The sequence below is a fragment of the Mesorhizobium sp. RCAM 05104 genome (genome assembly GCF_059683645.1).
This window is the reverse complement of record NZ_CM185033.1, coordinates 2,236,879-2,260,460: the sequence shown is the minus strand read 5'-3', so window position 1 is coordinate 2,260,460 and position 23,582 is coordinate 2,236,879. Positions and strand designations below refer to the sequence as shown.

24 protein-coding genes and 1 pseudogene are annotated in these 23,582 nt (G+C 63.7%); 19 read left to right on the top strand and 6 right to left on the bottom strand.

All coding sequences use genetic code 11. From position 1 onward, the window contains the following. The first annotated feature begins 112 nt into the window (after window positions 1-112). From AC56QP_RS11245 to AC56QP_RS11225, 5 genes are all read left to right on the top strand, one after another. Window positions 113-1,534 carry a tyrosine-type recombinase/integrase gene (locus AC56QP_RS11245; protein WP_489859657.1) on the top strand — a complete coding sequence of 474 codons (1,422 nt, stop codon included), beginning with the start codon at window positions 113-115 and terminating at the stop codon, window positions 1,532-1,534. Then, window positions 1,531-3,372, top strand: coding sequence for a site-specific integrase (locus AC56QP_RS11240; RefSeq protein ID WP_489859658.1), 1,842 nt, complete (start codon window positions 1,531-1,533; stop codon window positions 3,370-3,372). Before AC56QP_RS11245 ends, AC56QP_RS11240 begins: the two co-directional genes overlap by 4 nt. After that, entirely contained in the window at window positions 3,372-5,534 is a 2,163-nt protein-coding gene (locus tag AC56QP_RS11235) for a hypothetical protein (RefSeq protein WP_489859659.1), read from the top strand. Before AC56QP_RS11240 ends, AC56QP_RS11235 begins: the two co-directional genes overlap by 1 nt. Then, window positions 5,531-5,971 (top strand): hypothetical protein, encoded by a 441-nt coding sequence (locus AC56QP_RS11230; protein WP_489859660.1) that lies wholly within the window; start codon window positions 5,531-5,533, stop codon window positions 5,969-5,971. The genes AC56QP_RS11235 and AC56QP_RS11230 overlap by 4 nt, the downstream gene beginning before the upstream one ends. Before the next feature lie 222 nt (window positions 5,972-6,193). Further along, entirely contained in the window at window positions 6,194-7,126 is a 933-nt protein-coding gene (locus AC56QP_RS11225) for an ArdC family protein (RefSeq protein WP_489859661.1), read from the top strand. A 242-nt stretch (window positions 7,127-7,368) separates the two neighbouring features. Here the strand turns inward: AC56QP_RS11225 and AC56QP_RS11220 are convergent, their stop codons facing one another. After that, entirely contained in the window at window positions 7,369-8,115 is a 747-nt protein-coding gene (locus AC56QP_RS11220) for a tetratricopeptide repeat protein (protein ID WP_489859662.1), read from the bottom strand. A gap of 502 nt (window positions 8,116-8,617) precedes the next feature. On the opposite strand from AC56QP_RS11220, the gene AC56QP_RS11215 reads away from it, so the two are divergent. The 6 genes from AC56QP_RS11215 (at window position 8,618) to AC56QP_RS11190 (ending at window position 11,996) form a co-directional block, all read left to right on the top strand. Further along, window positions 8,618-8,779, top strand: a complete 162-nt coding sequence (locus AC56QP_RS11215) for a zincin-like metallopeptidase domain-containing protein (RefSeq protein ID WP_497109044.1) — start codon at window positions 8,618-8,620, stop codon at window positions 8,777-8,779. A 79-nt stretch (window positions 8,780-8,858) separates the two neighbouring features. Then, the gene (locus AC56QP_RS11210) at window positions 8,859-9,278 is read left to right on the top strand and encodes a DUF2958 domain-containing protein (protein WP_497100555.1); all 420 of its coding nucleotides are present in this window, start codon (window positions 8,859-8,861) and stop codon (window positions 9,276-9,278) included. Between the two features lie 77 nt (window positions 9,279-9,355). Further along, window positions 9,356-9,832: a ParB/RepB/Spo0J family partition protein gene (locus AC56QP_RS11205; RefSeq protein WP_489859663.1), complete on the top strand. Its 477-nt coding sequence runs from the start codon at window positions 9,356-9,358 to the stop codon at window positions 9,830-9,832. 276 nt (window positions 9,833-10,108) lie between these two features. Beyond that, window positions 10,109-10,759: a DUF433 domain-containing protein gene (locus AC56QP_RS11200; protein ID WP_489859664.1), complete on the top strand. Its 651-nt coding sequence runs from the start codon at window positions 10,109-10,111 to the stop codon at window positions 10,757-10,759. A 4-nt stretch (window positions 10,760-10,763) separates the two neighbouring features. Then, a complete protein-coding gene (locus AC56QP_RS11195; RefSeq protein ID WP_489859665.1) occupies window positions 10,764-11,063 on the top strand; it encodes a DUF5615 family PIN-like protein in 300 nt (99 codons plus the stop codon). Window positions 11,064-11,471: 408 nt separating this feature from the next. Next, on the top strand, window positions 11,472-11,996 hold the full coding sequence (locus AC56QP_RS11190) for a DUF309 domain-containing protein (RefSeq protein WP_497100556.1): 525 nt from the start codon (window positions 11,472-11,474) through the stop codon (window positions 11,994-11,996). Window positions 11,997-12,086: 90 nt separating this feature from the next. Here the strand turns inward: AC56QP_RS11190 and AC56QP_RS11185 are convergent, their stop codons facing one another. Further along, window positions 12,087-12,266 carry a hypothetical protein gene (locus tag AC56QP_RS11185; protein WP_489859667.1) on the bottom strand — a complete coding sequence of 60 codons (180 nt, stop codon included), beginning with the start codon at window positions 12,264-12,266 and terminating at the stop codon, window positions 12,087-12,089. A 671-nt stretch (window positions 12,267-12,937) separates the two neighbouring features. On the opposite strand from AC56QP_RS11185, the gene AC56QP_RS11180 reads away from it, so the two are divergent. The 5 genes and pseudogenes from AC56QP_RS11180 (at window position 12,938) to rlxS (ending at window position 17,065) form a co-directional block, all read left to right on the top strand. Next, a complete protein-coding gene (locus AC56QP_RS11180) occupies window positions 12,938-13,261 on the top strand; it encodes a DUF736 domain-containing protein (RefSeq protein WP_111547709.1) in 324 nt (107 codons plus the stop codon). Continuing rightward, window positions 13,221-13,559 (top strand): annotated as a pseudogene (locus tag AC56QP_RS11175) (hypothetical protein); the annotation flags it as partial. The gene AC56QP_RS11180 and the pseudogene AC56QP_RS11175, both read left to right, overlap by 41 nt. A 136-nt stretch (window positions 13,560-13,695) precedes the next feature. Beyond that, window positions 13,696-14,244 (top strand): S26 family signal peptidase, encoded by a 549-nt coding sequence (locus tag AC56QP_RS11170; RefSeq protein ID WP_489859669.1) that lies wholly within the window; start codon window positions 13,696-13,698, stop codon window positions 14,242-14,244. Then, complete coding sequence (locus tag AC56QP_RS11165) at window positions 14,232-15,134, top strand: lytic transglycosylase domain-containing protein (RefSeq protein ID WP_497109043.1); 903 nt, start codon at window positions 14,232-14,234, stop codon at window positions 15,132-15,134. The genes AC56QP_RS11170 and AC56QP_RS11165 overlap by 13 nt, the downstream gene beginning before the upstream one ends. Continuing rightward, window positions 15,095-17,065 carry a relaxase/mobilization nuclease RlxS gene (gene rlxS, locus AC56QP_RS11160; RefSeq protein ID WP_489859671.1) on the top strand — a complete coding sequence of 657 codons (1,971 nt, stop codon included), beginning with the start codon at window positions 15,095-15,097 and terminating at the stop codon, window positions 17,063-17,065. Before AC56QP_RS11165 ends, rlxS begins: the two co-directional genes overlap by 40 nt. 58 nt (window positions 17,066-17,123) lie before the next feature. Here rlxS and AC56QP_RS11155 read toward each other — a convergent pair whose 3' ends face one another. Genes AC56QP_RS11155 through AC56QP_RS11140 form a run of 4 tightly spaced genes read right to left on the bottom strand, consistent with a single transcriptional unit; the run spans window position 17,124 to window position 20,068 of the window. After that, complete coding sequence (locus AC56QP_RS11155) at window positions 17,124-18,683, bottom strand: E2 ligase fold family C protein (protein ID WP_489859672.1); 1,560 nt, start codon at window positions 18,681-18,683, stop codon at window positions 17,124-17,126. Window positions 18,684-18,685: 2 nt separating this feature from the next. Beyond that, entirely contained in the window at window positions 18,686-19,126 is a 441-nt protein-coding gene (locus tag AC56QP_RS11150; protein ID WP_489859673.1) for a Mov34/MPN/PAD-1 family protein, read from the bottom strand. Window positions 19,127-19,170: 44 nt separating this feature from the next. Further along, window positions 19,171-19,779, bottom strand: a complete 609-nt coding sequence (locus tag AC56QP_RS11145; RefSeq protein ID WP_489859674.1) for a putative metal-binding protein — start codon at window positions 19,777-19,779, stop codon at window positions 19,171-19,173. Beyond that, window positions 19,772-20,068: a DUF2604 domain-containing protein gene (locus tag AC56QP_RS11140; RefSeq protein WP_135919096.1), complete on the bottom strand. Its 297-nt coding sequence runs from the start codon at window positions 20,066-20,068 to the stop codon at window positions 19,772-19,774. Before AC56QP_RS11140 ends, AC56QP_RS11145 begins: the two co-directional genes overlap by 8 nt. 718 nt (window positions 20,069-20,786) lie before the next feature. On the opposite strand from AC56QP_RS11140, the gene AC56QP_RS11135 reads away from it, so the two are divergent. Genes AC56QP_RS11135 through AC56QP_RS11125 form a run of 3 tightly spaced genes read left to right on the top strand, consistent with a single transcriptional unit; the run spans window position 20,787 to window position 23,457 of the window. Further along, window positions 20,787-21,809 carry a DUF1403 family protein gene (locus AC56QP_RS11135; protein WP_489859675.1) on the top strand — a complete coding sequence of 341 codons (1,023 nt, stop codon included), beginning with the start codon at window positions 20,787-20,789 and terminating at the stop codon, window positions 21,807-21,809. A 5-nt stretch (window positions 21,810-21,814) separates the two neighbouring features. Beyond that, complete coding sequence (scpB, locus tag AC56QP_RS11130) at window positions 21,815-22,552, top strand: SMC-Scp complex subunit ScpB (protein ID WP_489859676.1); 738 nt, start codon at window positions 21,815-21,817, stop codon at window positions 22,550-22,552. Window positions 22,553-22,557: 5 nt separating this feature from the next. Further along, window positions 22,558-23,457, top strand: a complete 900-nt coding sequence (locus tag AC56QP_RS11125; RefSeq protein ID WP_497104005.1) for a restriction endonuclease — start codon at window positions 22,558-22,560, stop codon at window positions 23,455-23,457. Window positions 23,458-23,582: the final 125 nt, after the last annotated feature.

The window sequence follows — 23,582 nt, the reverse complement described above, 5'->3', positions numbered from 1 at the left end:
TGCAGGCTTAGTCCTGCACCCCTGCCACGCGGCGAGCGGGAGAGCGCGAGGGGAACCCCTCGCACATAAAGACAATAACTTGCGCCGCAGGCGCTCCGCTTAGGTCACGTGCGTGCAGCTGTACTTTACCGATCTTGGCGCCCTGTCGCGCCCGCTTCCCCTCGATAATTCCGCAACAACAAACCCCGCGCTCGGCGCGCTCGACGTGGCCGAGCGCGCCGGGCTGATTGATGGCATGCCGTTCATCCTGATGGATGACGGCAGTTACGATCTTCATCTCAACCGCTTCTTCCGCGCCTGTCCAAGCATGGGCGCGCGCTCCCCGGACACCTGGCGCTCCTACGCCCGCGACATCCTGGTCTGGGCACGCTTTCTGGCAGAGCGACGCGGTGGCAAGACGGTCTGGAGGGCCGACCGCCATGATGTCCTGGCCTTTCATCGGGCACGACGCCTGTCGGCGGCTCCCTACCGCATCTCGGCGGCAAGCTGGAACCGAAGCATTGCCGCGCTCGACAAGCTCTATCGCTGGGCCGTCGAGGAAGGGATCATCACCGTTTCGCCCTTCAGCTACGGCGTCACCCTTCGCAGGGCTGCCGGCAGCCGGGCCGTGCTCGCCGTGACGGCGAACCGCGCCCGCGAGCGCGCAGCGCGCCGGCACGACACCCGCTATGTCGATCTCGGCCGTTATCTCCTGTTCCGCGACGTGGGGCTGCGCGGCCGGCTTCCCGACGGCTCCGAAGATCCGGCGTGCCGCGGGCGGAACAGCGAGCGCAATGCGCTCTTTGCCGAACTGCTGGTCACGACTGGTTTGCGGCTGACAGAAGCTGGGAGCCTGCTTCTGGCCGAGCTTCCGCGCCTGACCGAGCCGGGATCGCGCTCAGTTCCCTTCGATCTTCCCGGTCCGATCGCCAAGGGCGGACGGCCACGTCGCATCCGCATTCCGCGCCGGGTGCTGGCGCTGATCTCTGATTATGTCGATCTTGAGCGCGCTATCTCCGCCGCCCGCTCCGAACCTGCGGTGTTCGATCCGCTCTGGCTGATGCCGGAGAGCGGGAAGGCAACAGGCGCGGCAGGCAAACGCGTGCGGCTCGACCGGCTTACGTCGACCGAACGCCGCGGCGTGCTGATCGGGGCGCCCGGCCGAGCGCAGCACGGCTTGCTCTGGCTGACGGAAGCCGGCCGGCCTGTGCCCTCCGCAACCTGGGAAGCCGCCTTCCGGCGCGCCTGCGTCCGCTGTCGCCGCTTCGGCATCGAGATCGAGGTGACGCCGCACACTCTGCGGCACACCTTCGCCGTCAACATGCTCTCCATGCTGATCCGCGAGCAGATCGGAACCGTGTTCGATCCGCACGACCGGCACGGCGCGGCCTATCGTCGGATGCTCGGCGACCCCTTGCAGAAGCTCCAGCACCTTCTGGGGCACGCGAGCATTACCAGCACCTACATCTATCTCGACAGTCTCGGCGAAGCGCAGGAACTGGTCGAGGCAGCCGCGGATCGCTGGGCCGACGATACGGCCGGTGATGCAGCATGACCGCTCCGATCGCCGCGTCGGTGCGGCGGCCGGGCCGCCGTGCGCTCTTTCCGGAGGCGTTGCCCGATCCCGAGGGCGAGGCCGCCGCCGCGATCGCGTCGCTCCGCTTCACGGTCACGCTGGCGGACCGCAGCAGGAGGATCGATCTAACGATGCTCGCTGGCCGCAAGACACTGGCCTGGACGTTTGCCGGCGCGCTTTGGCGCGCCTGCCAGGTCGGCGGTCCGGCCGGCTCAATCTCGACAGCCTATGCTTATACCAACGCGCTCAAGACATTCTGGCGCTATCTCGATTCCGCCAGATTGCGCATCGCGCGCCTTTCCGACGTGAGCGCTGCCTTGATCGACGGCTTCGACGGTTGGATGGAGGAGAGCGGCCTGCATCCCAATCACCGGCTGCATCGGATGAGCAAGGTGCTCAACCTGCTCCGCCTCGCCGAGGCGGCGGAGCCCGGCCTTCTGCCACCCGATGCCTCGCGGCGGTTGATGTATACGAGCGACCGGCCGGGTGTGCGCGCCCGGCCGCGCGATGCCTATGGCGACGCCATCGCCACGGCATTGCGGACCGCCGCTCGCGCCGATCTCGCCGCCATCATCCGCCGCTTTGCCGTGGCCGATCGCATCCCGACCGTCGAGGATGCCGATCGGAGCCGCGTTCTGGCGAGGGCGCATGAACAGGTAACGGCGGTGATCGATGCGGAAGGCGCCATCGGGCACCTGCATCCGCTCTTCAAGCGCCTCTACACGCTGCGCCGCGAGAGCGGCCTGCAGAACGATCGCCTGATCCACGATCTGCATAGCCGCCGGCATCTGATCGCCGCCGACCTCGTGCCGCTCATCGTCCTCATTTCGCTCGACACGGGTCTCGAGATCGAAGCGATCAAGAGCTTGCGGGCGGACTGCCTGAAGAACCCATCCGGCGGCTATGTCGAGATCGAGTACTGCAAACGGCGGGCGCGCGGCGCCGAGTGGAAGCGGCTGCGCGCGCGCGATGGCGGCTCCTCGACGCCGGGCGGCCTGATCCGCAAGGTGCTGCAGTGGACCGGTCCGGCGAGAGGCCGGCTTGGCGCCGACACGCTCTGGGTCCACTGCGCCTGGGGCCGTCTGACCCCGAGGGTGCTCAGCCTGAAGGAATCCGTCGCTTCATGGATTGCACGACATGGCATTCTCGATGAACAGGGTCAGCCGCTCCGCCTCAACCTGACACGCCTGCGCAAGACCCACAAGGCGGCGTGGTATCGGCGTACGGGCGGCCAACTCGACCGCTTCGCCGTCGGCCACAGCGCCGCGGTGGCGGCCAACCACTACGCCGATATCCCCGCGCTTCGCCATCTGCACGAGGCGACCGTTGCCGACGCCATGAACGATGCGCTCGACGCCGCCCTGCGGCCGTGCATCCTGTCCTCGCAAGAGGAGGGCGCCGTCCTGGCCGATCCCGAGCAGGCAACCAGTCTTCCCGTTGCCGGTACCGCCGCCATCGGCGCGCTGCTCGGCGGCGAGCAGGATGTCTGGCTCGCCAGTTGCGCCGGCTTCTACAAGAGCCCGTTCGGGCTAGAAGGGGAAGCCTGTCCGTCGCCCTTCTGGGGCTGTCTCGAATGCAGCAATGCGGTGATCACCGCCCGCAAGCTGCCTGCGCTTCTGGCATTCCTCAACTTCATTCGCGCGCAACGGCAGGCCCTCAGCGAAGGCGACTGGATCGCCAAGTTTGGCCGCGTTCACGGACGCATCGCCGATCAGATTCTGTCCCGGTTTGCCGACGCGGAGATTGAGGACGCTCGCCGGATTGCGGCGTCGGACCCGGCGCTCATCTACCTGCCACCCGAAGCGGCAGCGCCATAATGCCGGGTTCCATCAAGCTCTCGCTGCGGACGTCGTTGCCGTCGGCCATTTATGGCGACGGCGAGCCCGTGCTTGCCGGTGTCGCGGTCAGGGACGATGTCGACCGCGGTGAGCTTCCCCGCTTCGGCGACGATCTCTGGGACCTGGGCGCCGCCATCTTCCGGGTGAACGCGCGCCACAGCAATTACCGGCTCGATTTCGCCCGCATCGCCGATCTCGCCACGCGACGGCTGGCAAAAGAGTATGTGATCGCCCGGCTGCGCATCCATATTCCGGGATACCGGGCGCCCTGCGGCGCGACCTCGGCGATCCGGCTGCTGCGCTACGTCCAGCATTTCGCGACGTTCCTCCACGCACAGACTGGCGCCGTCGATCTCGGCCGCGTCGATCAGGCGCTGCTCGACGCCTACCTAGTGCATGCCCGTGACGGCGGACGGCGAACACCGCACGAGACGGTGAAGTATGTCGAGGTGCCGATCGATCTGCATCACCTGGCGCCGTGGCTGACCGGTGGTGGCATCGGCGTGCTTCCCTGGCGTGGGCGAGCCGCTCACCGCGTCGCCGGACGGCCGCCGGCACCCGCCGAGAACGCCACGCCGCGCATTCCCGAGCCGGTCATCGGCGCCATGCTGCGCTGGGCACTCAGGTATGTCGAGGTCTACGCGCCGGATATCCTTGCCGCCCGTGCCGAGCTTGACTCTCTCGAAGTCCGCTGCGCCCGATTGATGGCGCGGGACGCGCGGACCGGCCGGGCCGTCGCCAGCACCTATCGCGCCCGTGTGGCGAAGTGGCTCGATGCGCGCCGGGCCACGGGCAGAGGCGTGCCGATCTGGGAGCGCGCGCCTAACGTCGCCCGCCGCACCGATCCGCTCACCGGAGACGAGACGCCACCCTACAATCTTCATCTGATGCGCCTTCACGCCGGCGCTCCGGAGAGCGGCCGCGTCAGCCAGTCCGAGCCAACCGCGCGGCTGATCGACGAGGCAGCGACAGAACTTGGCACCGAGATCGGCGGACTCGACACACCGATCTCGATCGATCTGGACACCGGCTTGCCCTGGCGCGATCGCTTCGACGGCCTCAGCCTCGCACGTGAGGAGCGGATGCTGCAGGGCGCCTGCTATATCGTCTGCGCCTATCTGACCGGGATGCGCGACAGCGAGGTGCAGGCGATGCAGCCGGGTTGCGTGTCGCCGGTGCGCAGCGCCGACGGCCTGGTCGAGCGCTACCGGCTGCGCAGCACCGTCTACAAACGCCAAGGGGCGCGCGGCGCGACGGCCGACTGGATCACGATCGAGCCGGTCGCCCGCGCCGTTGCGGTGATGGAAGTTCTCTCGGAGCGCAATCGCCGCGACAAAGGATTGTCATCCCTGTGGGTGGCGCTGAAGGACTGGCCCTGGAGCAACGATCATCTCGGGATGGGCGCGACGCCAACGCTCAACCTGTTCCGCGACGGGCTCGATGCGCGCGCCAGCGACGGACCGGTCATCCCACGGATCGACGACGAACCCTGGAAGTTCACGACGCGGCAGCTGCGCCGCACCATCGCCTGGTACATCGCCAACCGGCCGTTCGGCACGGTCGCCGGCAAGATCCAGTATAAGCATGCGTCCATCGCCATGTTCGAGGGCTACGCTGGATCGGCCCAGGCCGACTTCCGAAGCGCCGTCGAGCGCGAGCGTGCGCTCGGCCAGCTCGACGATGTCGTCGCCCATTACGAGGCGTTTCTTCGCAAAGACGGGCCGGCGGGACCGGGTGCGACGCGACTGCGCCGAGAGTTCGCCCGCGTGCAGGACGAACTCGGCGATCTTCCCGGCCGGATCATGGACCGGAAGCGGCTGCGCGCTATGCTCGCCCATCTCGGGCGAACCTTGCATGTCGGCTTCCTCAACGATTGCCTCTTCGACGCGGCGACCGCGCTCTGCCTCAAAGATGCACCGGATGACGAGCGGACGGCGCCGGCCCTGTCGCGCTGCAGCCCCGACCGCTGCCCCAATGCCTGCCTGACCGCCCGGCACCGCGAGCCATGGCAGGCCTCGATCGCCGAGGGCGAAGCGCTTCTGGCCGACCGGCGCCTTTCGCCGCTGCAGCGCACGGCGATCCTGAAGGACAATGAGCGCAAGCGCCATCTGATCGCTCCTCTCGTGGACGGTGATGCATGACCGCGCTCGGGCCAAGGAGCGAAGCCGCGCTGAGGTCGGCCATGGAGCGGCTGCTCGACGGTCGCGCCGAGCGCACCGACGGGGCGCTGACCGTCGCCAACCTGGCGCGCGAAGCCGGCGTCAGCCGGGCGACGGCCAACCGGGCCGGCGCTCTTCTCGCCGAGTTCCGTGCCGCCGAAGACCGCCGCCAACGATCCTCCCCCAGAGTCCTCAAGGAGCGCATCCGCGCCCTCGAAGCCGAGCTCCGCGCCGTGCGCGGCGCCGAGATGGCCGAGCTGCGGGCGCTCGCCCGCACACTTGCACAGCACATCCAGGTGCTGACGTTGCAGGTCGCCGAGCGCGATGCGGTGATCGACGGCCTGCGGGAGGAACTGGCTCGATCACCTGCGACCAGGGTCGTGCCGCTACGGCGCCCGTCTCACGACGGCGTTGGCTGATAGCCGTATAGCTTCGTAACCGATCCCGGTCCGGCCGGGCCCGCCGATCATGGGTGCCTCCTGCGCTCGCCCGACGAGGCAGGGGCTCGGGTTGTGACAGACGCTGCCGGCCCGTCAACCCTGTTCCGCACCAGCACCGAGAACAGGGTGTGACGAGCCGGCTATCCGCGTCTGTCCCTGCCGCCTCGCCCTCGACGGAGAGGGCGAGCACAGGAGGCACCCATGACCACGGATCGCAACCATCAGGCCGAGACCCGGAACGACATCTACGAGCGCGTCACCAGTCAGATCATCGCCGCCATCGAAGCCGGCGCCGCCGACTACCGGATGCCCTGGCATCACAATGGCTCGGCGATCACCACGCCCGTCAACGTCGCCTCGCGCAAGACCTATCGCGGCGTCAACGTCATCGCACTCTGGGCCGCGGCGTATGCGACGGGCTATCCCGCCGGCATCTGGGGCACCTATCGGCAATGGCAGGCCCTTGGCGCCCAGGTCCGCAAGGGCGAGCGCGGGCACTTGGTCGTGTTCTGGAAGATCGCCGATCGCCACGGCGAGGCCGACGCCGACGACGGGGACGAAGATCACGACGAGCCCGCCCGGCGCATGTTCGCCCGCGGCTACACGGTCTTCAACTGCGCGCAGGTCGATGGCTACACGCCGCCCGCAATGCCGATGCTGCCCGAAGCCGAGCGCGTCGAACGCGCCGAGCGCTTTTGTGCGGCACTCGGCATCGACATTCGGCACGGCGGCGCGCGGGCCTATTACCGCCCATCCACCGACCACGTGCAGATGCCCGAGTTCGCCTGCTTCCGCGACGCCGTCGCCTACTACGCCGTGCTACTCCACGAATGTGGGCATGCCTCCGGCGCCAAGCACCGCCTCGATCGCGATCTCTCCGGACGGTTCGGTTCGGCCGCCTACGCCATGGAGGAATGCACGGTCGAGCTTCTCAGCGCCATGATCTGCGCCGACCTCAACCTCAGCCTCGAGCCGCGGCCGGATCACGCCGCCTATGTCGTGTCCTGGCTCGAGGTACTCCGCTCCGACAAGCGCGCCATTTTCACCGCCGCCGCCAAGGCGCAACAGATCGCCGACTGGATGCACGCGCAGCAGGCGGGCGCTCGCCAACACAAGGTCCGGGGCGCCGCATAGGCGCGCCCAGGTCTACAAGGATGGGCAGTATCGCTTCGCTTTGGCGCTATGCGGCCGACCAATCTGCGATGGGTACGATCCTGCGCAACGCCAAGCAAGGCGCAAATCTTCCCGATTTGCGGAGGCGCCAGGATATCCTTCGATAGCAGCTCTCGATCAATCCCTGGATCGACGTGATGGGCCAGAAGCAAAATTGCCGCTCATCATAAGACCGACGAACGGACCGAGTCCGCTAGGCTTGGTTATGATGCTGGGTGTCGGGTGGCGCCCACCAGCCAGACCTGTGCTGCGAGACGGCTAAAGAAGCCCTGTTGTTTTTTGCTGTCGCCCTGCAACTGCCCTGTACCGTACTCGACGAGAACAGCCATCTCGTGGGCAACGTCGGGCAACCGACGGATGCCTTCAGGAATATACCTTAGCCCGAACCAACCGCGCACCATCGCGGTTGTGAGCCAATGCCGGACGAAAAGATCGCTAGCGGCCGGGCCTTGCTCCAGCAGCGCCAGCGTCTCGCGGCGGCTTTGAGCCCAGTTCGGCGACCTCCGGTAGCACGCCGCCAAATAGAGCATCGCTGGGACAAAGCCCCGCGCAGCGCCAGTCTTGTACACCTCTTGCGCCTCCTCGTGGCGTTTCGATCGCTCGTAGAGAGACCCAAGGCAGACGAGACCATAATCCGATCCGGCTTGATAGGCGCGGAGCAGCCATTTCTCCGCTTGCTCCAAGTCCTGCGCCGTGCCGGTTCCAACGTAAAACATTTGCCCGACCGCAGCCATGCTCCAGACCGACCCGTTTTCGGCGAGCGCAAGATATTGCCCGAATGACTCCGCCGGATCAGCCTGGAGCAGCTCGTAAGCTTGGTGTATCGCCGCCGGATCCGCTTCTTTCGTCATGATTTCAACGTTGTTGCTCTGCGCGTAAAACCATTCATCCATTTTCTTTGTGAACGCCGCGCGCGCAGCCTCGCACGTTTTGCACAGGACGCATTCCATCTCACAGCCTCCAACGACCACTCGCTTATAGCGAGTAGCGGAAGTCTAGGACACGCAATCTGCAAGGAAAAATAAATGCTGGGATTGCCCGGGCGCATCAATAGCGGGCTGGTATATTGTTAGTAAGCGCCATCGCTAAAATGCAGTGCACTTCTGAACGGCTCGCTAGGTATACGGACCGGCCCGACGTAACGTGTTTCGACACGGAGCTCTACTGTCCGTTTTCGGGTCATCCGGGACGGAATGAGAGCGGGGATAGGAGTCTGCTTTGCCCCAATCGCCGCGGGTACCGCGCCAAACAGCACCTGACATCGGTTTGTGAAAGGGCTGCACAAAGTGGGCGCAATCGCACAAAACTGTCTCACGTCGAGCACCATCCAAGAAAGCCAGTGCAGCGAGCGGTTTCTCGCTATGAACAACGTCTGAGACAGCTTGACTGTTCAGATAAGTCGCCGAAATCACCGCCGCCTTCGTCTGCTCCAGTCTCGGCATCGAGCCGACCGTGCGCCATGCCGATTACATAGGCTCATGGTTGAAGGTGCTGCGCGAGGACAACCGCGCCATTTTCCGCGCCGCCAGCCATGCCTCGAAAGCTGCCGATTTCCTGCTTGGCCGTAACGCCGATGCCGAAGGCGCGGCGGACCTCCGGGAGATCGCGGCATGAGCGCGCCCGATCCCAATTCCGCGCAAGGCACAGAGGCCGCGCGCAACCGACCCGACCCGTTCCGACAAGGAGATTTACGATGATCCTGATCACCGATGAACTGCGCGCCCGGCTTCTCGCCAATGGCGCAACTGACACCGAAACCGACCATGTCCCGGTGGTAAAACTGTTCGATCCAACCGGGCCTGCGACCTGGCTTCTGACCGAACTCGACGCCGACGGCGACACGCTCTTTGGCCTTTGCGACCTCGGTTTCGGCTTTCCCGAACTCGGCAGCATCAGCCTTGCCGAGCTTGAAAGCGTCAACGGGCGGCTTGGCCTCGGCATCGAGCGCGACCTGTGTTTTCACGCGCGCTTTCCGCTCTCCGTCTATGCCGATGCCGCACGCAGCGCCGGCCACATCACCGAAGCCGAGCGGCTTCTGCGACAGGCAGCGGGCGCCCTTGCAAAGCCCCATTCCGAGATTCCGCCCGACAGGGCGGAACCAGCGCGCCGATAGGCGCAAAGCGGTCCCCGCCGCGCCGGCCCTCGGCCTCAGCGGCGGGGACATCCCACCCGAAACGAAGGAGAAGACCCATGCAGCTTGCCCACATTGCCCTCGACAGGCTCAATATTTCCGCCGCCAACATGCGCCATGGCAAACGCGCGCCCGATATCTCCGACATCCTGCCGTCCGTGCGCGCGCGTGGCGTGCTTGTGCCGCTTCTGGTGCGCCCCAACGGCTCGGCGGAAAGTTTTGAGATCGTCGCCGGACGGCGGCGCTATTTCGCGGCCAGATCGCTCGCCGACGAGCGCGGCGAGGCCGACCCCTTGCCCTGCGCCATCATGGAAGACGGCGACGACGCCAATGCGCTCGAGGCCTCGCTGATCGAAAACATCGCCCGGCTCGATCCCGACGAGGTGTCGCAATGGGAGACGTTTTCGCGGCTCATCTGTCAGGGCCGCACCGTTGCCGACATCGCCGCGACCTTCGGCATCACCGAACTGATGGTCAAACGCATTCTGGCGCTTGGCGACCTCTTGCCCAAGATCCGCGAAGCCTACCGGCCTTGATGCCGTTCTCGCTCACGTCGCGCGAAAACTGGCCGGCGTAGGACAGGCCGACCTTCGCGTTGGCAACGATGCCGACGTCGAAGCCCGCCTCGACGACAAGTGCGTCCCTGGACGCATGCAAAAATATACCCAAGAGTGACCGTCAGGACCTCAGTTCGTTTCCATGGGACGCTGGATAATCTGCTTTCCAGCAGCAGAGCCTAGGCTGCGGCAAGCCTGGGTGTCTTTACGATGGGAGCCCAACGACCTATATTGTTCTTCACAAGGAGAAGAATTATGGGCGCAGCTGCTCGCATCTATACCCCCGCAGAGGCGGCCGCCGTCAGCGGGATCGGCATCAAGGCCGTTCATAATGCGATAGACAAACGCATTGTCGACACGGTTCCAAGCGCTGTCCGACGCGCCGGCGGGATCGTCCGACGGGCATTGACCGGTGAGGATTTGCTGCGGCTCAAGCTCTGGTATGGCGTGGGGGCGACACTTCCCGCTGATCGCCGCCACCGCCTGTTCGAGCAAATCAAGGCTGCTCCAACTGCCAAGACGGTAAGGGCTGACGACCTGCTGATCATCGACGTCGCCGAGGCACGTAAACAACTCGAAGCGCGCATTGTCGATCTCGATGAGGCGGATGCCGCCATCGGCCGCGTTAAAGGGGTGATGGGCGCAGAGCCCGTTTTCAAAGGAACCCGCATCCCTGTTCGCATGATCATGACCATGCTCGCGCAAGGCGCGGACGAAGCGGAGATTCTGGAGGGATATCCCAAGCTGACGCCGCGGATGATAGAACTCGCCAGGATATGGGTTGCCGCTCATCCGGTTCGCGGGCGGCCCAAGAAGCTTTCCGAGCAGGGCGTGAAAATAAAGTCGTCGAAGAGCGTGGTCTTGAAGGGCGACCCACGTCCGTCGGTCAGGTCGAGGCGCGTGTGACCTCGTGAGGTTTCTGATCGATGAGTGCCTGCACACGTCCCTCGTTGCGGTAGCCCAGGAACGCGGACATGAAGCAAACCACGTCACCTGGCTTGGGCTAAGCGGCGAAACCGACTGGGACCTCATGCCCCTCATTGTCGAAAGGGATTTCACCTTCGTCACCAACAATGCCAAGGACTTCAGGAAGCTTTATGACAAAGAACCGGTTCACGCCGGCCTTATCATCGTCGTCCCTCAGGTCGGGCCGGAAAAGCAGAGAGAGCTCTTCGATGCAATTGCTGGCCTTAGCGCGCTGAGGCCATGAGCTCACACGTCGCCAACGCCCATAAACGCGACCAGGTCAAGGAACCAATTAAGGCAGCCCCCGGAACTGATCTTTTCGCCGCGCCGGATCGCCGACGAGGCGACCTGGGGACGCACGCGATGATGGAACGGTGACACAAGGAGCAGGAGCGTTCAGGCAAGGCATGGAGGATGCAGCAGCACTATTCGTACAGTTGGGCGCGGCCTCACCATTTCTGCGCTCGGTTTGTTTCCCGGCTTTGACTGCCCTCGTACAGATTGGTTTTCTAGGCCGCAGCCTGCTGCCTTGGCGATGTCTCCGGTCTAAACAAGCGGGTGTCGGGGAGTATCATTATGCCATCAGTTCTTGTGTGACATGAATTGCCATCAGCGGTGTTTCATGTTTGCTGGGTCTATGTCACGTCCTCGCTTGCTGCCCGAAAAACGTTTCCCAACCTATGCGTACCTGCCTGGCAGACATCCGCATCCGGTGCGCGATCCCTTGGGCCATAGTTACCAAAACGAGCCGGTGACCGTCGCCGTTGAGGAAGCGCTAGGCTCGGATGTATTTCGATGGGGAATCGACCTTTTCAACCACGGTTATTACTGGGAATCTCATGAGGCTTGGGAGCCTCTTTGGCACGCTGCGAAACAAAGCACTCAGCATCGCGTGTTCTTCAAGGGATTGATCCTGTTGGCGGCGTCAGGGGTGAAAATCCGCGAGGGAAAGCGGGTCGCTGCCGCGCGCCATGCGGCAAGAGCTGCAGGGCTTTTTCGTCAAATAGTGAGGGGGCAAAACGGGCTCTTTGAGGCCGCGCTCGGCATGCCACCTGCCGCGCTTGCAGAATATGCCGATGCGGCCACAACTTCCCCGGTTGTTTTGCCGGAGCCGATGCCTGGCCAGCCTGTGCCCGTTTTCGAGTTCATACTCACACCAAAATCCGAGAGTGTTTGATCGGCAACCCAGTCCGTTCTAGCCAGCATCGTCAGCGGGTAGCGGACGTTGATCGCAGTCCTGTTAAAAGCCACTAACCTCGCGGCCAGCCTAGAACAACACGCATTGCGTCGGCTCGGGCATCAGGTGATCATCTCCGACTTGTTCGGCGAAGACAGCTATTTCGCTGATGCCACCTGTTCTGGCAAAAGCAGATAGAACAAGCGATTGCCGCCAGACGCGGCACGTCCATGCCGCCGTGCGCGCCGCCATGCTCGACCATCCCGCCATGGCGCTGCTCCTGATGGTGGCACACGCCATTATCGGTTCCGGCCTTTGGCAGTGCGGCCCGAACCGCAGCGCACAGCTGACGACACGATCGCCGCAAGCCTTCCGGCTGCAAGGTCGTAGCTTCATTCGTCGAGAAGAAATCAAGCCCGACGGCGGCTCTTTCGAGTGCTGCCTCCTGGCCCCGTTCTCGGGCGGCATCGGCCGCATTTTTTTTCGTGTTTCAGACGTGCACCGCGCGAGAAATCCCGCCCCGACCGAGGCTATGCGGCAGCCGTGCATCACGGCCGGGGATGGTTACCGAGGCGCCCAGCACATGGACATATCTGTCGCTTGGGCAGGTCTCAGTGCGTCGGCGGACCCGGCACCTGCATTGCCGCCTGCTTGTCGTGCTCGCCCGATCGCGCGGCCTGTCTCCATGCTCTCGTCAAGGACCATTTCCCCGCGGCTGGCTTGTCGACCTATGGACGGGTCCGACCGCCCGAAACCCTCGCGGCCAGCTTTTTCCCCGCCGCCTGCGGCGGCTTCCTCGCGCCGCTTCGCTTCAAAAAAGCTGCCCGCTCGGGTCCTCCGCTGCCGCTGCGGCCCTGTCGGGTTCGGGCGCTCGGACGCGCCCATCACGGTCCGCCATCGCAGGGGAATGGTCCCCGGCGACAGCAAAAGGAGACTTTCAAATGACCGCGATCGGTTATGTCACGAAGCAGGAAAACGGCGGCTACAAGGGCCAGCTCAAGACGCTCAGCGTCCGCGCCGACATCGACATCGTGCCCAATCAGGCCAAGAGCGCGGAAAACCATCCCGACTTCCGGGTGCTGACTCAAGGGGTCGAAGTGGGTGCGGGCTGGATTCGCACCGGCGAGACCTCCGGCAAGGGCTATGTGAGCCTGTCGATCGCAGCCCCCGAGTTCGGTCCGCGCAAGCTCTACGCCAATCTCGGCCGCGCCGCCGGCCAGGACGATGACGACACCTACGCCATCATCTGGAACCCCGTCGACTGAACTGTTGACCTCGGGCCTCGCGCCGCAACCGGCGCGGGGTTCCTCCATTTCCAAGCAGGTCCGCCCGAAGGGGCGGCGAAAACTCTCCCCCGACTCTTCGCCCGTCCCCACGACGACCTTGCTGGCCGATCCTCGCCTGCGCCTTTCCGAGAGCGAAACGAGGATCATCATGGACGACGAAAACGAACGCGCGGCCTGCGCCAAGAAGGGCAGCCCGTTTCTCAATACCGCGCAAGCCGCCTTCTATATCGGCCTGTCCCAGCGCACGCTGGAGAAGATGCGGCTCAAAGGCGGCGGCCCGAAATTCCGCAAGCACGGCCGCTATGTCCGCTACCACATCGACGAGCTCGACGACTGGTCGAAGGGACAGCCGCAGGACTCTGCTCCCGAGGATGGCGAGGTCACTTCCGGTTCCGCCGGCGAGGGGGGCGCCCATGAGCCGGCGCCCTTCCATCCGTTTGATCGGCAGCCGTCTGCGGCGCCTTCGAGCGCGCAAAACGATCGCGGTTGCCACGATTGGCCTCGGCCTGATCTGCTTCGCCGCCTTCGTCAGACCAACCCCTTGGCTGGTCTGGAACGCCTCGGCCAGCGCGCCGGTCGGCCTTTATCGTGTCGCGGCTGGATCACCCGCGCGTGGCGACCTCGTGCTCGTCCGCCTGCCAAAATCGGTCGCCGATCTCGCCGCCGAACGCGGCTACCTGCCTCGCAATGTGCCGCTGGTGAAGGGCCTTGCCGCGCTCCCTGGCGAGCATGTCTGTGCCTTCAATGACGCCATCATCATCGCCGGTGAGATCGTCGCGCGCCGGCTGACAACCGACAGCCAGAGCCGCCCACTGCCATGGTGGAGCGGGTGCCGAAATCTCTCTGATGACGAGGTGTTCCTGCTTGGCAGCGAGGCAAATCGCTCCTTCGACAGCCGCTACTTCGGGCCGGTGCCGGCCGCAAATATCATCGGGAGGCTCGTGCCGCTATGGACCGATTGACCCTCCTGATGCTCGGCATGATCGCTATTGCGCCATGCGCCTGTTCCGCCTCGACCGGCGCTGAGCCGCTCGTCATCTCCCGTGATCCGCAGCTTGGACGATGGCAGGCGTTCACAGCGGAAGCAAGCAGACGCTTCCGCATTCCCCAAGCCTGGATTCACGCCGTCGTGGATGCCGAAAGCAGCGGCAAGACCATGCTCGATGGGCACCCCATCACCTCACGCGCGGGGGCGATGGGCCTCATGCAGGTGATGCCTGGCACCTATGAGAACATGCGTGCCGAATACAGTCTGGGACCTGATCCGCACGATCCGCGCGACAATATTCTGGCCGGGACCGCCTATCTGCGCGCCATGTATGACCGCTTCGGATTCCCAGGCCTGTTTGCCGCCTACAACGCAGGACCCGAGCGTTACGAAGACCATTTGAAGCGTGGCAAGCCGCTGCCGAAGGAGACCATCGCCTATCTGGAACAGCTCAAGGCGACGGGGATTTCGGCCGCCGACATGAACGAATTCAGGGGCGAATCCGCGACTCCAAAGGGAAGAAACGCGCACTCCGGACGCTCGCTCTTCTTCCTTCATGATGGTGTTCGCGCCGGCGAAAGCAACGACGATCTCTTCGTGCCGCTCGGAAAAGATGGCGCGCGGTTAACGAAGCCGGATCGCTGCAATGTGCGGGTCAGGCGCGTCCTGGAGGGGAGGCGCGTAAGGCAAGATAGAGGCACCGCCTCCACGAGGCGGGCAAGTGTTTGTCTGCACATCGTTTTCCCAAGAGGCTACCAGGGGCTCCAGGAGGCTAGGTCCCTGCGAGTGACCGATTTTGACTCTGCTACGGCCGGAGGCCAGGCATGCAGGACGACGAGTTCCGACCGAAGCTCGGGAAAATAGGCGCCCGCGGCTCCAAGTCCGGCAAACGCTATGCCGGCCAGCTCCGTGCGGCGATCAACAGGGCCGGCGGCCGGACCCAGCGCGGCGGTCGCTTCACGGGGAGCCGGGCAGGGCGCGGCGGGGCGGCCGCCGTGCTGCTCAGATCCCGCGACCGATATGCCGCCTTTCGCCAGCGTCGAGTCGTCGTCAAGGCCAGGATCGTCAAGCTCGCCGGCAAGGGCGCGGTCGGGGCGCGAGCGCATCTGCGCTATTTGCAGCGCGACGGCGTCACACGCGAAGGTCAAGCTGGCGAGCTCTACGGCGCCGACAGCGACCACGTCGACGGCAAGGCGTTCACCGATCGCGCGGACGGCGATCGCCATCAGTTCCGCTTCATCGTCGCACCCGAGGACGGCATCGAGTATAACGACCTTAAGCCGCTGACTCGACGCCTGATGGCGCAGATGCAAGAAGACCTCGGCACCAAGCTCGACTGGGTCGCGGTCGACCATTTCAACACCGGCCATCCACACACGCATATCATTGTGCGAGGCAAGGACGATCGCGGCGAGAATCTCATCATCGCGCGCGAGTATATTTCGAGTGGCATCCGCGAGCGTGCCGCCGAGCTGGTCAGCCTCGATCTCGGTCCACGCACCGACCGCGAGATTGAACAGCGTCTGCGCCGGGAAATGGAGCAGGAGCGCTTCACCAGCATCGACCGGCGGCTGCTCAGCATGCGCGATGATGACGGACTTGTCTCGCCGGACGGTCGCGACGCCTTTCGCCAAACGCTGCACCAGGGCCGCCTGCGCAAGCTCGAGCGCATGGGTCTGGCCGCGGAGGTCGGCGCAAGCCGATGGCGCCTCGACCATGACCTCGAAGCCACACTGCGTCGTGTCGGCGAACGCGGTGACATCATCAAGACCATGCATCGCGAGCTGACCGGCAAGGGTCTCGCCCGCAGTGCCGCCGACTGGGTGATCCACGATCGATCAGGACAGCTCGCCCAGCCTGTCATTGGCCGCGTCGTCGCACGTGGGCTCGCTGACGAGATCAATGACCGGCAGTACCTGATCGTCGACGGCGTGGACGGGAAGAGCCATTGGATCGACATCGGCAGAGGCGAGGCGGTAGAACCGGTGCCCGACGGCTGCATCGTGCGTGTCGCGCCGAGGAGCACCGAGCCCAGACAGGTCGATCGCATCGTTGCCGACATCGCCGCCGCGCATGGCGGTCGCTACAGCATCGACATTCATCTGAAGCACGACCCATCTGCCACCGAAAGTTTTGCCGAAACCCATGTTCGCCGGCTGGAAGCCATCCGCCGCGCGACCGGTGGCGTCGAGCGCGAGCCGAACGGCACCTGGCTCGTCGCGCCTGACCATCTCAAGCGCACATCGGAATATGAACGCCAGCGGGCCAGGGCCGAGCCTGTCGTCGTTGACAAGCTCTCGTCAATGCCGCTGGAGCGACAGGTCCGCTTTGAAGGCGCCACCTGGATCGACCGGGAGCTGGTTGCGGAGAGACCGGCGGCGTTCCGCGACTCTGGGTTCGGGCGTGAAGTCCAGGAGGCGCAAGCCCGTCGGCGGCAGTGGCTGATGGCGCAAGGCCTCGCGCATGAAGAGCAGGATCAGATCGTTTACCGCGCCAACAAGCTTTCGATGTTGCGCCAGCGCGAACTGAACCGTGTTGCCGGGCAGCTGTCGGAGGGGCTTGGACTGTCTTATGTCGAAGCCCGACCTGGAGAACGAGTAGAGGGTAGGCTCAGTCGCTCCGTCGAGCTTGCCAGCGGAAAATATGCCGTCGTTGAAAAGTCGCGCGAGTTCACACTGGTGCCATGGCGGCCGGTGCTCGAGCGGCACATCGGCAAGGAGGTATCCGGGATCGTGAGCGGGGAGGGGATTTCATGGACGATAGGTCGGCAGAGGAGCGGGCCAAGCGTGTCATAGTGGCGCCCTCATCACGAGCACAAGCCGCGGCCCTGGGATCGGAGATATCCGCGTCTGCTTAGGCGGCGGAGACACCGCTTAGCTGTTCAACACTCTTGCCGTATTTGCGCCTGTAAGCGGCAATGAAATCGCCGTCGCTACAGATGCAGCGGCCGCTGGAATCTTTGGCCTTCGGATCGTGCAAGTGGGAGCTGAGGGGGCGCAGAAGATTCACCCGAGTGCTCGTCGTCGGGCTCAGGGGAAAACCCGCACTATGTTTGACCAGCTCCGCGGCAAGCATAATCCCGGCAAGCGCTGACTGAAAGGCCATTGGAACCACGGTTCGAACGCGGCGACTTCCATCACTGAGCTGGAACACCAAACCGCCGCAGATAGCCTGCTGATAAAAGGAGCGCAGGGGCTGGCCAACAAACGGGGCGAGCGGCTCAAAGGGGACCGCCATCGCTGTAGCCACTCGAGCTACAAAGTCGTCAGGAACTCCGGCATTGGTCTGCAGCAGCGTTTTCACCTGCTCGTGTGCATCCGGTAGTCCGAGTTCCTCGGCAATCAGCTGGTGCTCGTCCTTGGATTTGCCGGACGGCATGTACATGCAACAAAGGCAAGCTTGGCCGTCATCGAACCCGTGCCGCGAGATGCCGAGGTCGTGCTCCTGAGTCCAGGCATTCGCGATCCATCGGGGCAGAGCACCTTGGACCGCCAGACGGTCGGCGGCGGTGTCAAGCGCCACACCCACTCGGTCGAAGACCCAGTCGCCGCGGCGCGCAACATATTCTGCCCACTTCAGCGGATGCGCCTCGACCTCGAGTGCGGTCGATCGAAGGGCGGTGGTTGCAAGGACCGCCTTGGACATGCCGACCTCTGCCTGGCCAGCCAATACGTAGCGCTGCAGGTTTGAGAGCTCGATCGTTTCGTGATCGACTACATGCAGCCGACCCGAAAGGCCGTGTTGCTTCGCCAGGGTCCAAAGCGAGCCATGGCCTATCGCGCCCAGCCCAACGAAGTGCATTTCACCAAAGTCGACACTAAACTCGGCCGGGCCTGCGTCGCCTGCTTTGGTCTTGTTATAGCTGTATAAGGAGAGGTCGATGTTTTCGTCCAACTTGGCGCCGGTCAGCTGGGCGGCGAAGATCGTTCGAAAGACGTTGGCGGCAGCGAAGCAACTGGCGGCGCCAGCTCCATACGGCAGCAAACTCGAGCCAGAGCCCACAGGGTCCGTATGCGAGAGCTTTGCTGCCCAGCCGTCCGATCCAATGAACAAGGTTGGGCACCGAAGTGATGGGCGCGTCGCCCCTGCAACGATGCCGACCGTCGCGAACTTGCCGGAACGCCGGATGCCGATTCTTGGATTGATCGACTTTGCCAGGCGCTCTAGCGCTTGGGCTTGAGAACTCGCTGCGCTGTCCAAGGGGAGTATTGCCAGAACCGGATAGAGTCTGGCGAGCAACCTCACCGCAAGATCCAGCGTCGCCTGGCCTTCGGCGCACGAGGCCGCCTGATTGTCGAAAGCGATGGCCACGACCTGCTTTTCGAGAGCTGCCTTGAAGTCACCCAGATGAAAGTCGGTCAGGACCTGAGATGCTGCCGTAGCAGCGCGGTCGATGAAATTAGCAAGGGTCATCGTCAGCTCGTTATCGTGATCATTCGCATCAGGGCTGCGGACGCGACCTCATTCCAGTTCGCCTTCGCGTCAAGTCGATAGACAGCGACGCGAGCAAGATCGAAAGGCTCGCGCGCGAAATTCGGCACCACCAGCGACAGGCACCCCACCGTGGTTGCTATCGCGTAGGCGTCATCGGTCGTCGAATGGTAGGCCCGGCCCGGATGGCTATGGATCTGCGCCAGGAGCGTCAGGCCACGTCTGTAGAGCCAAACATTGAGCCGGTGCAATTCTTCGGCAGGAACCATCACGCATACGCCGTCGCTCGTCCGGATGTGACGTTGCGCCGGGATAACAGTTTCTGTTACGGCAAAGTGCTGTTCTTGCTGAACGCCGACCCAGAGCGCCATGCCTTCATAGCCCTGCTGTCCAACCGAGCGCAGATGCGCCTGTACAGCGGACACACAGTCTCGGGGGAGGTCAACTGTTCTGACGGCCTCCAGAGCGGTCATTCCGGGATGGCTGGCAGGGGTGCTGCCAGCCCCACCACTGAAATTTGGAGCTGAAGCTGCTCTACTGGAGTGAGTCCGTATTTGATTATTTGGTACAGGATGAAGGCCAAACAGCCTTCTCCAGAACCCCGGTGGAGAAGCCATGAATCACCTGAATGGGCTGGATTGTCGTGGTATTCCCGCACGCCTGCCATGCACAGGAAGGGCGCGTGTTCCATACTATTGGCCTGGATGAAGTCCGTCAGTTGCACGGTGTTCTGCGGCAAGACCGGTACAATCTCCGTTGGGGGTCCGGGTAGCGACGACCGTCTCAGCATCTTAAGCTGTAGATCCTTGCGGGCAATCGGCTGGCGCCTAAATGGGTCGACGAAGACCACCGACGGAGGTCGGAGATCGTAATTGGAAAAGTCGATCTCGACAGCTGCACCGATTACCTGTGGCTTTAACTTCGGCGGCGCAAAGATGAAGAAGGCGCTTGGGAAGACTGCCTCGATCAGGAAGCATCCCTGCGCCCGATAAACACCCGCTTGTCCAAGGAACCAGCCGATCTCCCGATCGAATTTCGCTCGGGAGACCACAGGATCGACAGTTTGGGGTTCAGGCACCTGCGACGCCTGCCTTCAGGCTGAGGTACAAGGTCACGGGATTCGCAAAACCGAAATCGCCAACTTTCTTGTCGACGTCGAGCAAGTTGCCAGCCTCATCTTTGAATTCCCAATTCTCGGCCGGTTGGGCGACGTTCTGCGTGTTTTCAAGGGCTTTGGTACGAACGACGTGCAGCGGCTGGTTGGGATTGGCTTCGACCTGCGTGGGCTGGCCGTTCACCACCACTGTAATCTCGATCTTGCCTGGCCCGCCCCCGTGATTATCGCCCTTACCAGAATCCTTCGACATCGTCCTACTCCTGTGGCTTGCCAACCGGCCCCAGGCCCTTGTGCCCACCTGCTAGTGAGACCGGCGATCTTCAATCGTCCACCGGCGCCACGGGCCGCGAGTACGCGAAAGACAGGGGATAAGCTACCGAATCGGTGCTACCTTCTTTTATGCGTGACTTGAACGGCAAGTAAACGGGCTGAAATCGCTCTTCACAACTATATCGATTAGAGCAATGCGAAAATATTGGCGCCACGCCTATTCATGTTGCTCTTTCATGCGCTGCTCCACTGGCCGCGCGCAAAATTGACCCACCCCGCGCAAGTCCGCCGACCGGTATGATTTCAGGTTCGATTGAGTGGGCGCTGTGATGATTTGGCTGGGGCAGCTTCTGGCCGCTGCAATCTTGACGGAGGGTTCATAGAATAGGCAATCACGCGGGATTTAGAGTTGGTGATCCGGGCTCGGCCTCTTCGAAAGGTGTCTCGGAGCAGGTCGCCGTGACCAGCTCCGTACCGCGATAGTCGCGACGAGAAGACGGGGGACGTGAGTGGCTGCACCGAACCGTCGTCCGGGTGTCCCGAAGATCGACGTTAGCCGGCTAACTTATTTCAAGTGGAAGGAGCAGAGTTAAACAACTGATAATGCAACATTATCGATCGTTTTATGTCACCGACACGCGCGGCGGTTTTGTCCATTGCGGCTTGCGCAAAGCGCCGTCATGATTCATCGTGCTTCGATGATTCTGCGTCCCAAATCCTCTCCGCGCCACTACGCCACGCTTGCCGGCGCCCCGTCGATCGCGCCGACGGCAACGGTGCCGGCTTGGCTGCGCCGCGCCATCCCGGATGCGCAAAGCCTTGCAGCACAAAACCTTGAGGACATTGCCATTTCAGCAGGCGCCGCCATCGGCGCGCTTGACGCGGTGGTCCGCCGGCAGAAACGGTGGGCCGGTGCCTGGCGGCAGCGGCTGGCGCTTTCGGCCGCCGCTGTCACGGCAAAGCAGGCTGGTCGCGTCGAGGATGAAGCGGCGCTGTGCGACGCCGTGCTGCTCACACGACCGGGCGATTTATTGTCCGTCGGTCCCGCCGGGCTTTTGCTGCTCGCCTGGCGCCGGCTGGCAGCCCGGCCAGGGGACGAATTGCTGACGGAGAAAAACCTCGCTGCGGTGTTGGAAGAGTTCGGCTACGCCCCGGATGATGAGGCGGTCAGCGATCTGACGGACGATCTCCGGCAACTCGCGGCCGGCGCTGGCATGGTCGCAACGCTGACCGGAACATTCATGGCCGCCGAACGCCACGGCTTCCCGCGCGCCGTCGGCGCATGGCTCGCCGACGTCCTGCTGGCGCAACGGCTGGGTTGGGCACACGCGGTGCCGCTGCTGGGCGCCGGTGCGGCCTTGGGCACAAGTGCCCGCCCGCTTCGATTGGCAGCCAGCTCTGTGGCGACAAGCATCGAGACAAATCCTGAGCGTGCCAAAAGTCTGCTTGCCGCGCAGGCACGCGCTGCGCTGCGCGCGATTGATCTTTCCGCTGAACTCGAGCGCCGCGCCGACCGGCTGCTTGCGGTTGCGCCGAAACTTAGGGCCAAAGCGGCGGATGCTGTTGTCGAAAAGCTGCTGTCCGACGACGCAATCGTCGCATCCGAAAAGATTGCCGGCATGAGCGACCGCGGATTGCGCCGCTTGTTCGACCGGCTGGTCGAACTCGACGCTGTGCGTGAACTGTCCGGTCGTCCGACCTTTCGCATCTACGGGCTGTGAGGATCATGGCGGAGGCTGCGCGCAGGCGAGGGGAGAGCCGGTCAGGCGACCGTCTAGCACCTGACCGCCTGTTTGATCGGGAGCTGGATCATCTGCCGCCGGAGGCAAGGTGGCGTGAGTGGATGCATCGGGTTGAGGCAACCATTTTCGCTGCCAGTGAGCCCGTTGGCCGTGAAAGGCTCGCTCGGATCGTCGGCAAGAGTTGCAGCATCGATCTTTTGATCGACGATATCCGCGAAGAACTGCGCGGCCGTCCCTATGATCTGGTCGCCGTCGCCGGCGGCTGGAAGCATCTGACCCGGCCTGCCTATGCCGACGCCATCCGTGCCGCGGTCGGCGGCAACGAGCGAACCGTGGATCTGACACAATCTGAAGTGTTGGTGCTGATGTGTGTGGCGTACTTCCAGCCGATCACCCGCGCCGCGCTTTCTTCCTTCTTCGGCAAGGAGATCAGCCGCGATCTCATCGGTCATCTGCGCGGCGCGAAACTGATTGCGTCCGGTCCGCGCAGCCCGACGCCCGGCGCGCCCTATACCTATGTCACGACAAAAGAATTCCTGTTGGAGTTCGGTCTCGACACGCTGCGCGACCTGCCGGATTTTGAGGCCCTGGAAGACGCCGGGCTGTTGTCGAAAGAAAAGCTGTTGGCAGGCGACATTCCGGCCGCATTGGCCGATGGTGAGAGCGAAAGTGCTGTCGGCTATGGTGAGGAAGCACTATTGGACGAAGCAAGCTCGGAGTGAACGAAATGGATCAGCTCAGGCCCGTTGAATTGAAGGTGGTGGACGAGCTGTTCGGAATGGGCTCCGGCTATGTCCTCGATTTCACCAATGCGACGTTCGACGATTTCTTCCGCCGCGAGGTCGGCGTCGACATCTATGACGACGCCTATGCTCAAGGTTCTGGCAGCAAGGGGAAGCGCCTGCGTGTCTTCCTCACCGTCGGTCAGTCGCGCGCGATCGTGAGGGCGCTTACTTCGCTTTGGGAGTATCGCGAAACCGCACGCATCGGTCGCGGTGCCCCGGATACCGTCACCAAAGCGCGCGCGCGCCTCAGCGCCATTGTCGAGCGGCTGGGCGGAGCGCCATTACCATCCTTCGACCTCGAAGGTGCCTCACCCTGGCCGCATCCATCGTCCGACCGCAACGACTCCGACCACGCCGAGCTTGATCGTCTTGAACGCGACCTCCTGGGGCTGCACGCCATGTCGGATGCCCCCCAGGCTCGAGGCTATCATTTCGAGCGGCTCCTCACCGCTTTGTTCAACGTCTGGCGCATGGATGCAAGGGGAGGGTTCCGTCTCACCGGGGAGCAGATCGACGGTTCGTTCCAACACGGCGGCACCACATATCTGCTCGAGGCGAAGTGGCACCGTACGAAGACTGACGCGGAGAAGCTGCACGCCTTTCAGGGAAAACTGAGTGAGCGGCTCGAAGGGACCAGAGGCCTGTTCGTGAGTTTCGAGGGGTTTACCGACGGCGCGCTCGAGGCCTTTACGGCGCGCCGCATCATCCTTGCCGACGGCATGGACATATTCGATGCCTTACAACGCCGGCTTTCGGTACCGGAGATTATTGCCGCAAAGGCGAGATATGCTTCGGAATACCGAAATCCGTTTGCGCGTGTGCGCACCTTGTTTCCAGTCTAGGCACGGAACGTTCGAGACGGAGTAACGAGTAGCTGCTGCCTGGGTGGGGAAGAAATGCACACATGTAGACCGCCGATGGAGGCGATCAGGAGATGGCTTTCTGATAATGGTACGGTCCGCGGTAC

Coding starts and splice junctions, on each gene's coding strand:
- AC56QP_RS11240 (WP_489859658.1), top strand. CDS start 1,531: ATGACCGCTCCGATCGCCGCGTCGGTGCGGCGGCCGGGCCGCCGTGCG.
- AC56QP_RS11235 (WP_489859659.1), top strand. CDS start 3,372: ATGCCGGGTTCCATCAAGCTCTCGCTGCGGACGTCGTTGCCGTCGGCC.
- AC56QP_RS11230 (WP_489859660.1), top strand. CDS start 5,531: ATGACCGCGCTCGGGCCAAGGAGCGAAGCCGCGCTGAGGTCGGCCATG.
- AC56QP_RS11225 (WP_489859661.1), top strand. CDS start 6,194: ATGACCACGGATCGCAACCATCAGGCCGAGACCCGGAACGACATCTAC.
- AC56QP_RS11220 (WP_489859662.1), bottom strand. CDS start 8,115: ATGGAATGCGTCCTGTGCAAAACGTGCGAGGCTGCGCGCGCGGCGTTC.
- AC56QP_RS11210 (WP_497100555.1), top strand. CDS start 8,859: ATGATCCTGATCACCGATGAACTGCGCGCCCGGCTTCTCGCCAATGGC.
- AC56QP_RS11205 (WP_489859663.1), top strand. CDS start 9,356: ATGCAGCTTGCCCACATTGCCCTCGACAGGCTCAATATTTCCGCCGCC.
- AC56QP_RS11200 (WP_489859664.1), top strand. CDS start 10,109: ATGGGCGCAGCTGCTCGCATCTATACCCCCGCAGAGGCGGCCGCCGTC.
- AC56QP_RS11185 (WP_489859667.1), bottom strand. CDS start 12,266: ATGGCGGGATGGTCGAGCATGGCGGCGCGCACGGCGGCATGGACGTGC.
- AC56QP_RS11180 (WP_111547709.1), top strand. CDS start 12,938: ATGACCGCGATCGGTTATGTCACGAAGCAGGAAAACGGCGGCTACAAG.
- AC56QP_RS11170 (WP_489859669.1), top strand. CDS start 13,696: ATGAGCCGGCGCCCTTCCATCCGTTTGATCGGCAGCCGTCTGCGGCGC.
- AC56QP_RS11165 (WP_497109043.1), top strand. CDS start 14,232: ATGGACCGATTGACCCTCCTGATGCTCGGCATGATCGCTATTGCGCCA.
- rlxS (WP_489859671.1), top strand. CDS start 15,095: ATGCAGGACGACGAGTTCCGACCGAAGCTCGGGAAAATAGGCGCCCGC.
- AC56QP_RS11155 (WP_489859672.1), bottom strand. CDS start 18,683: ATGACCCTTGCTAATTTCATCGACCGCGCTGCTACGGCAGCATCTCAG.
- AC56QP_RS11140 (WP_135919096.1), bottom strand. CDS start 20,068: ATGTCGAAGGATTCTGGTAAGGGCGATAATCACGGGGGCGGGCCAGGC.
- AC56QP_RS11135 (WP_489859675.1), top strand. CDS start 20,787: ATGATTCTGCGTCCCAAATCCTCTCCGCGCCACTACGCCACGCTTGCC.
- scpB (WP_489859676.1), top strand. CDS start 21,815: ATGGCGGAGGCTGCGCGCAGGCGAGGGGAGAGCCGGTCAGGCGACCGT.
- AC56QP_RS11125 (WP_497104005.1), top strand. CDS start 22,558: ATGGATCAGCTCAGGCCCGTTGAATTGAAGGTGGTGGACGAGCTGTTC.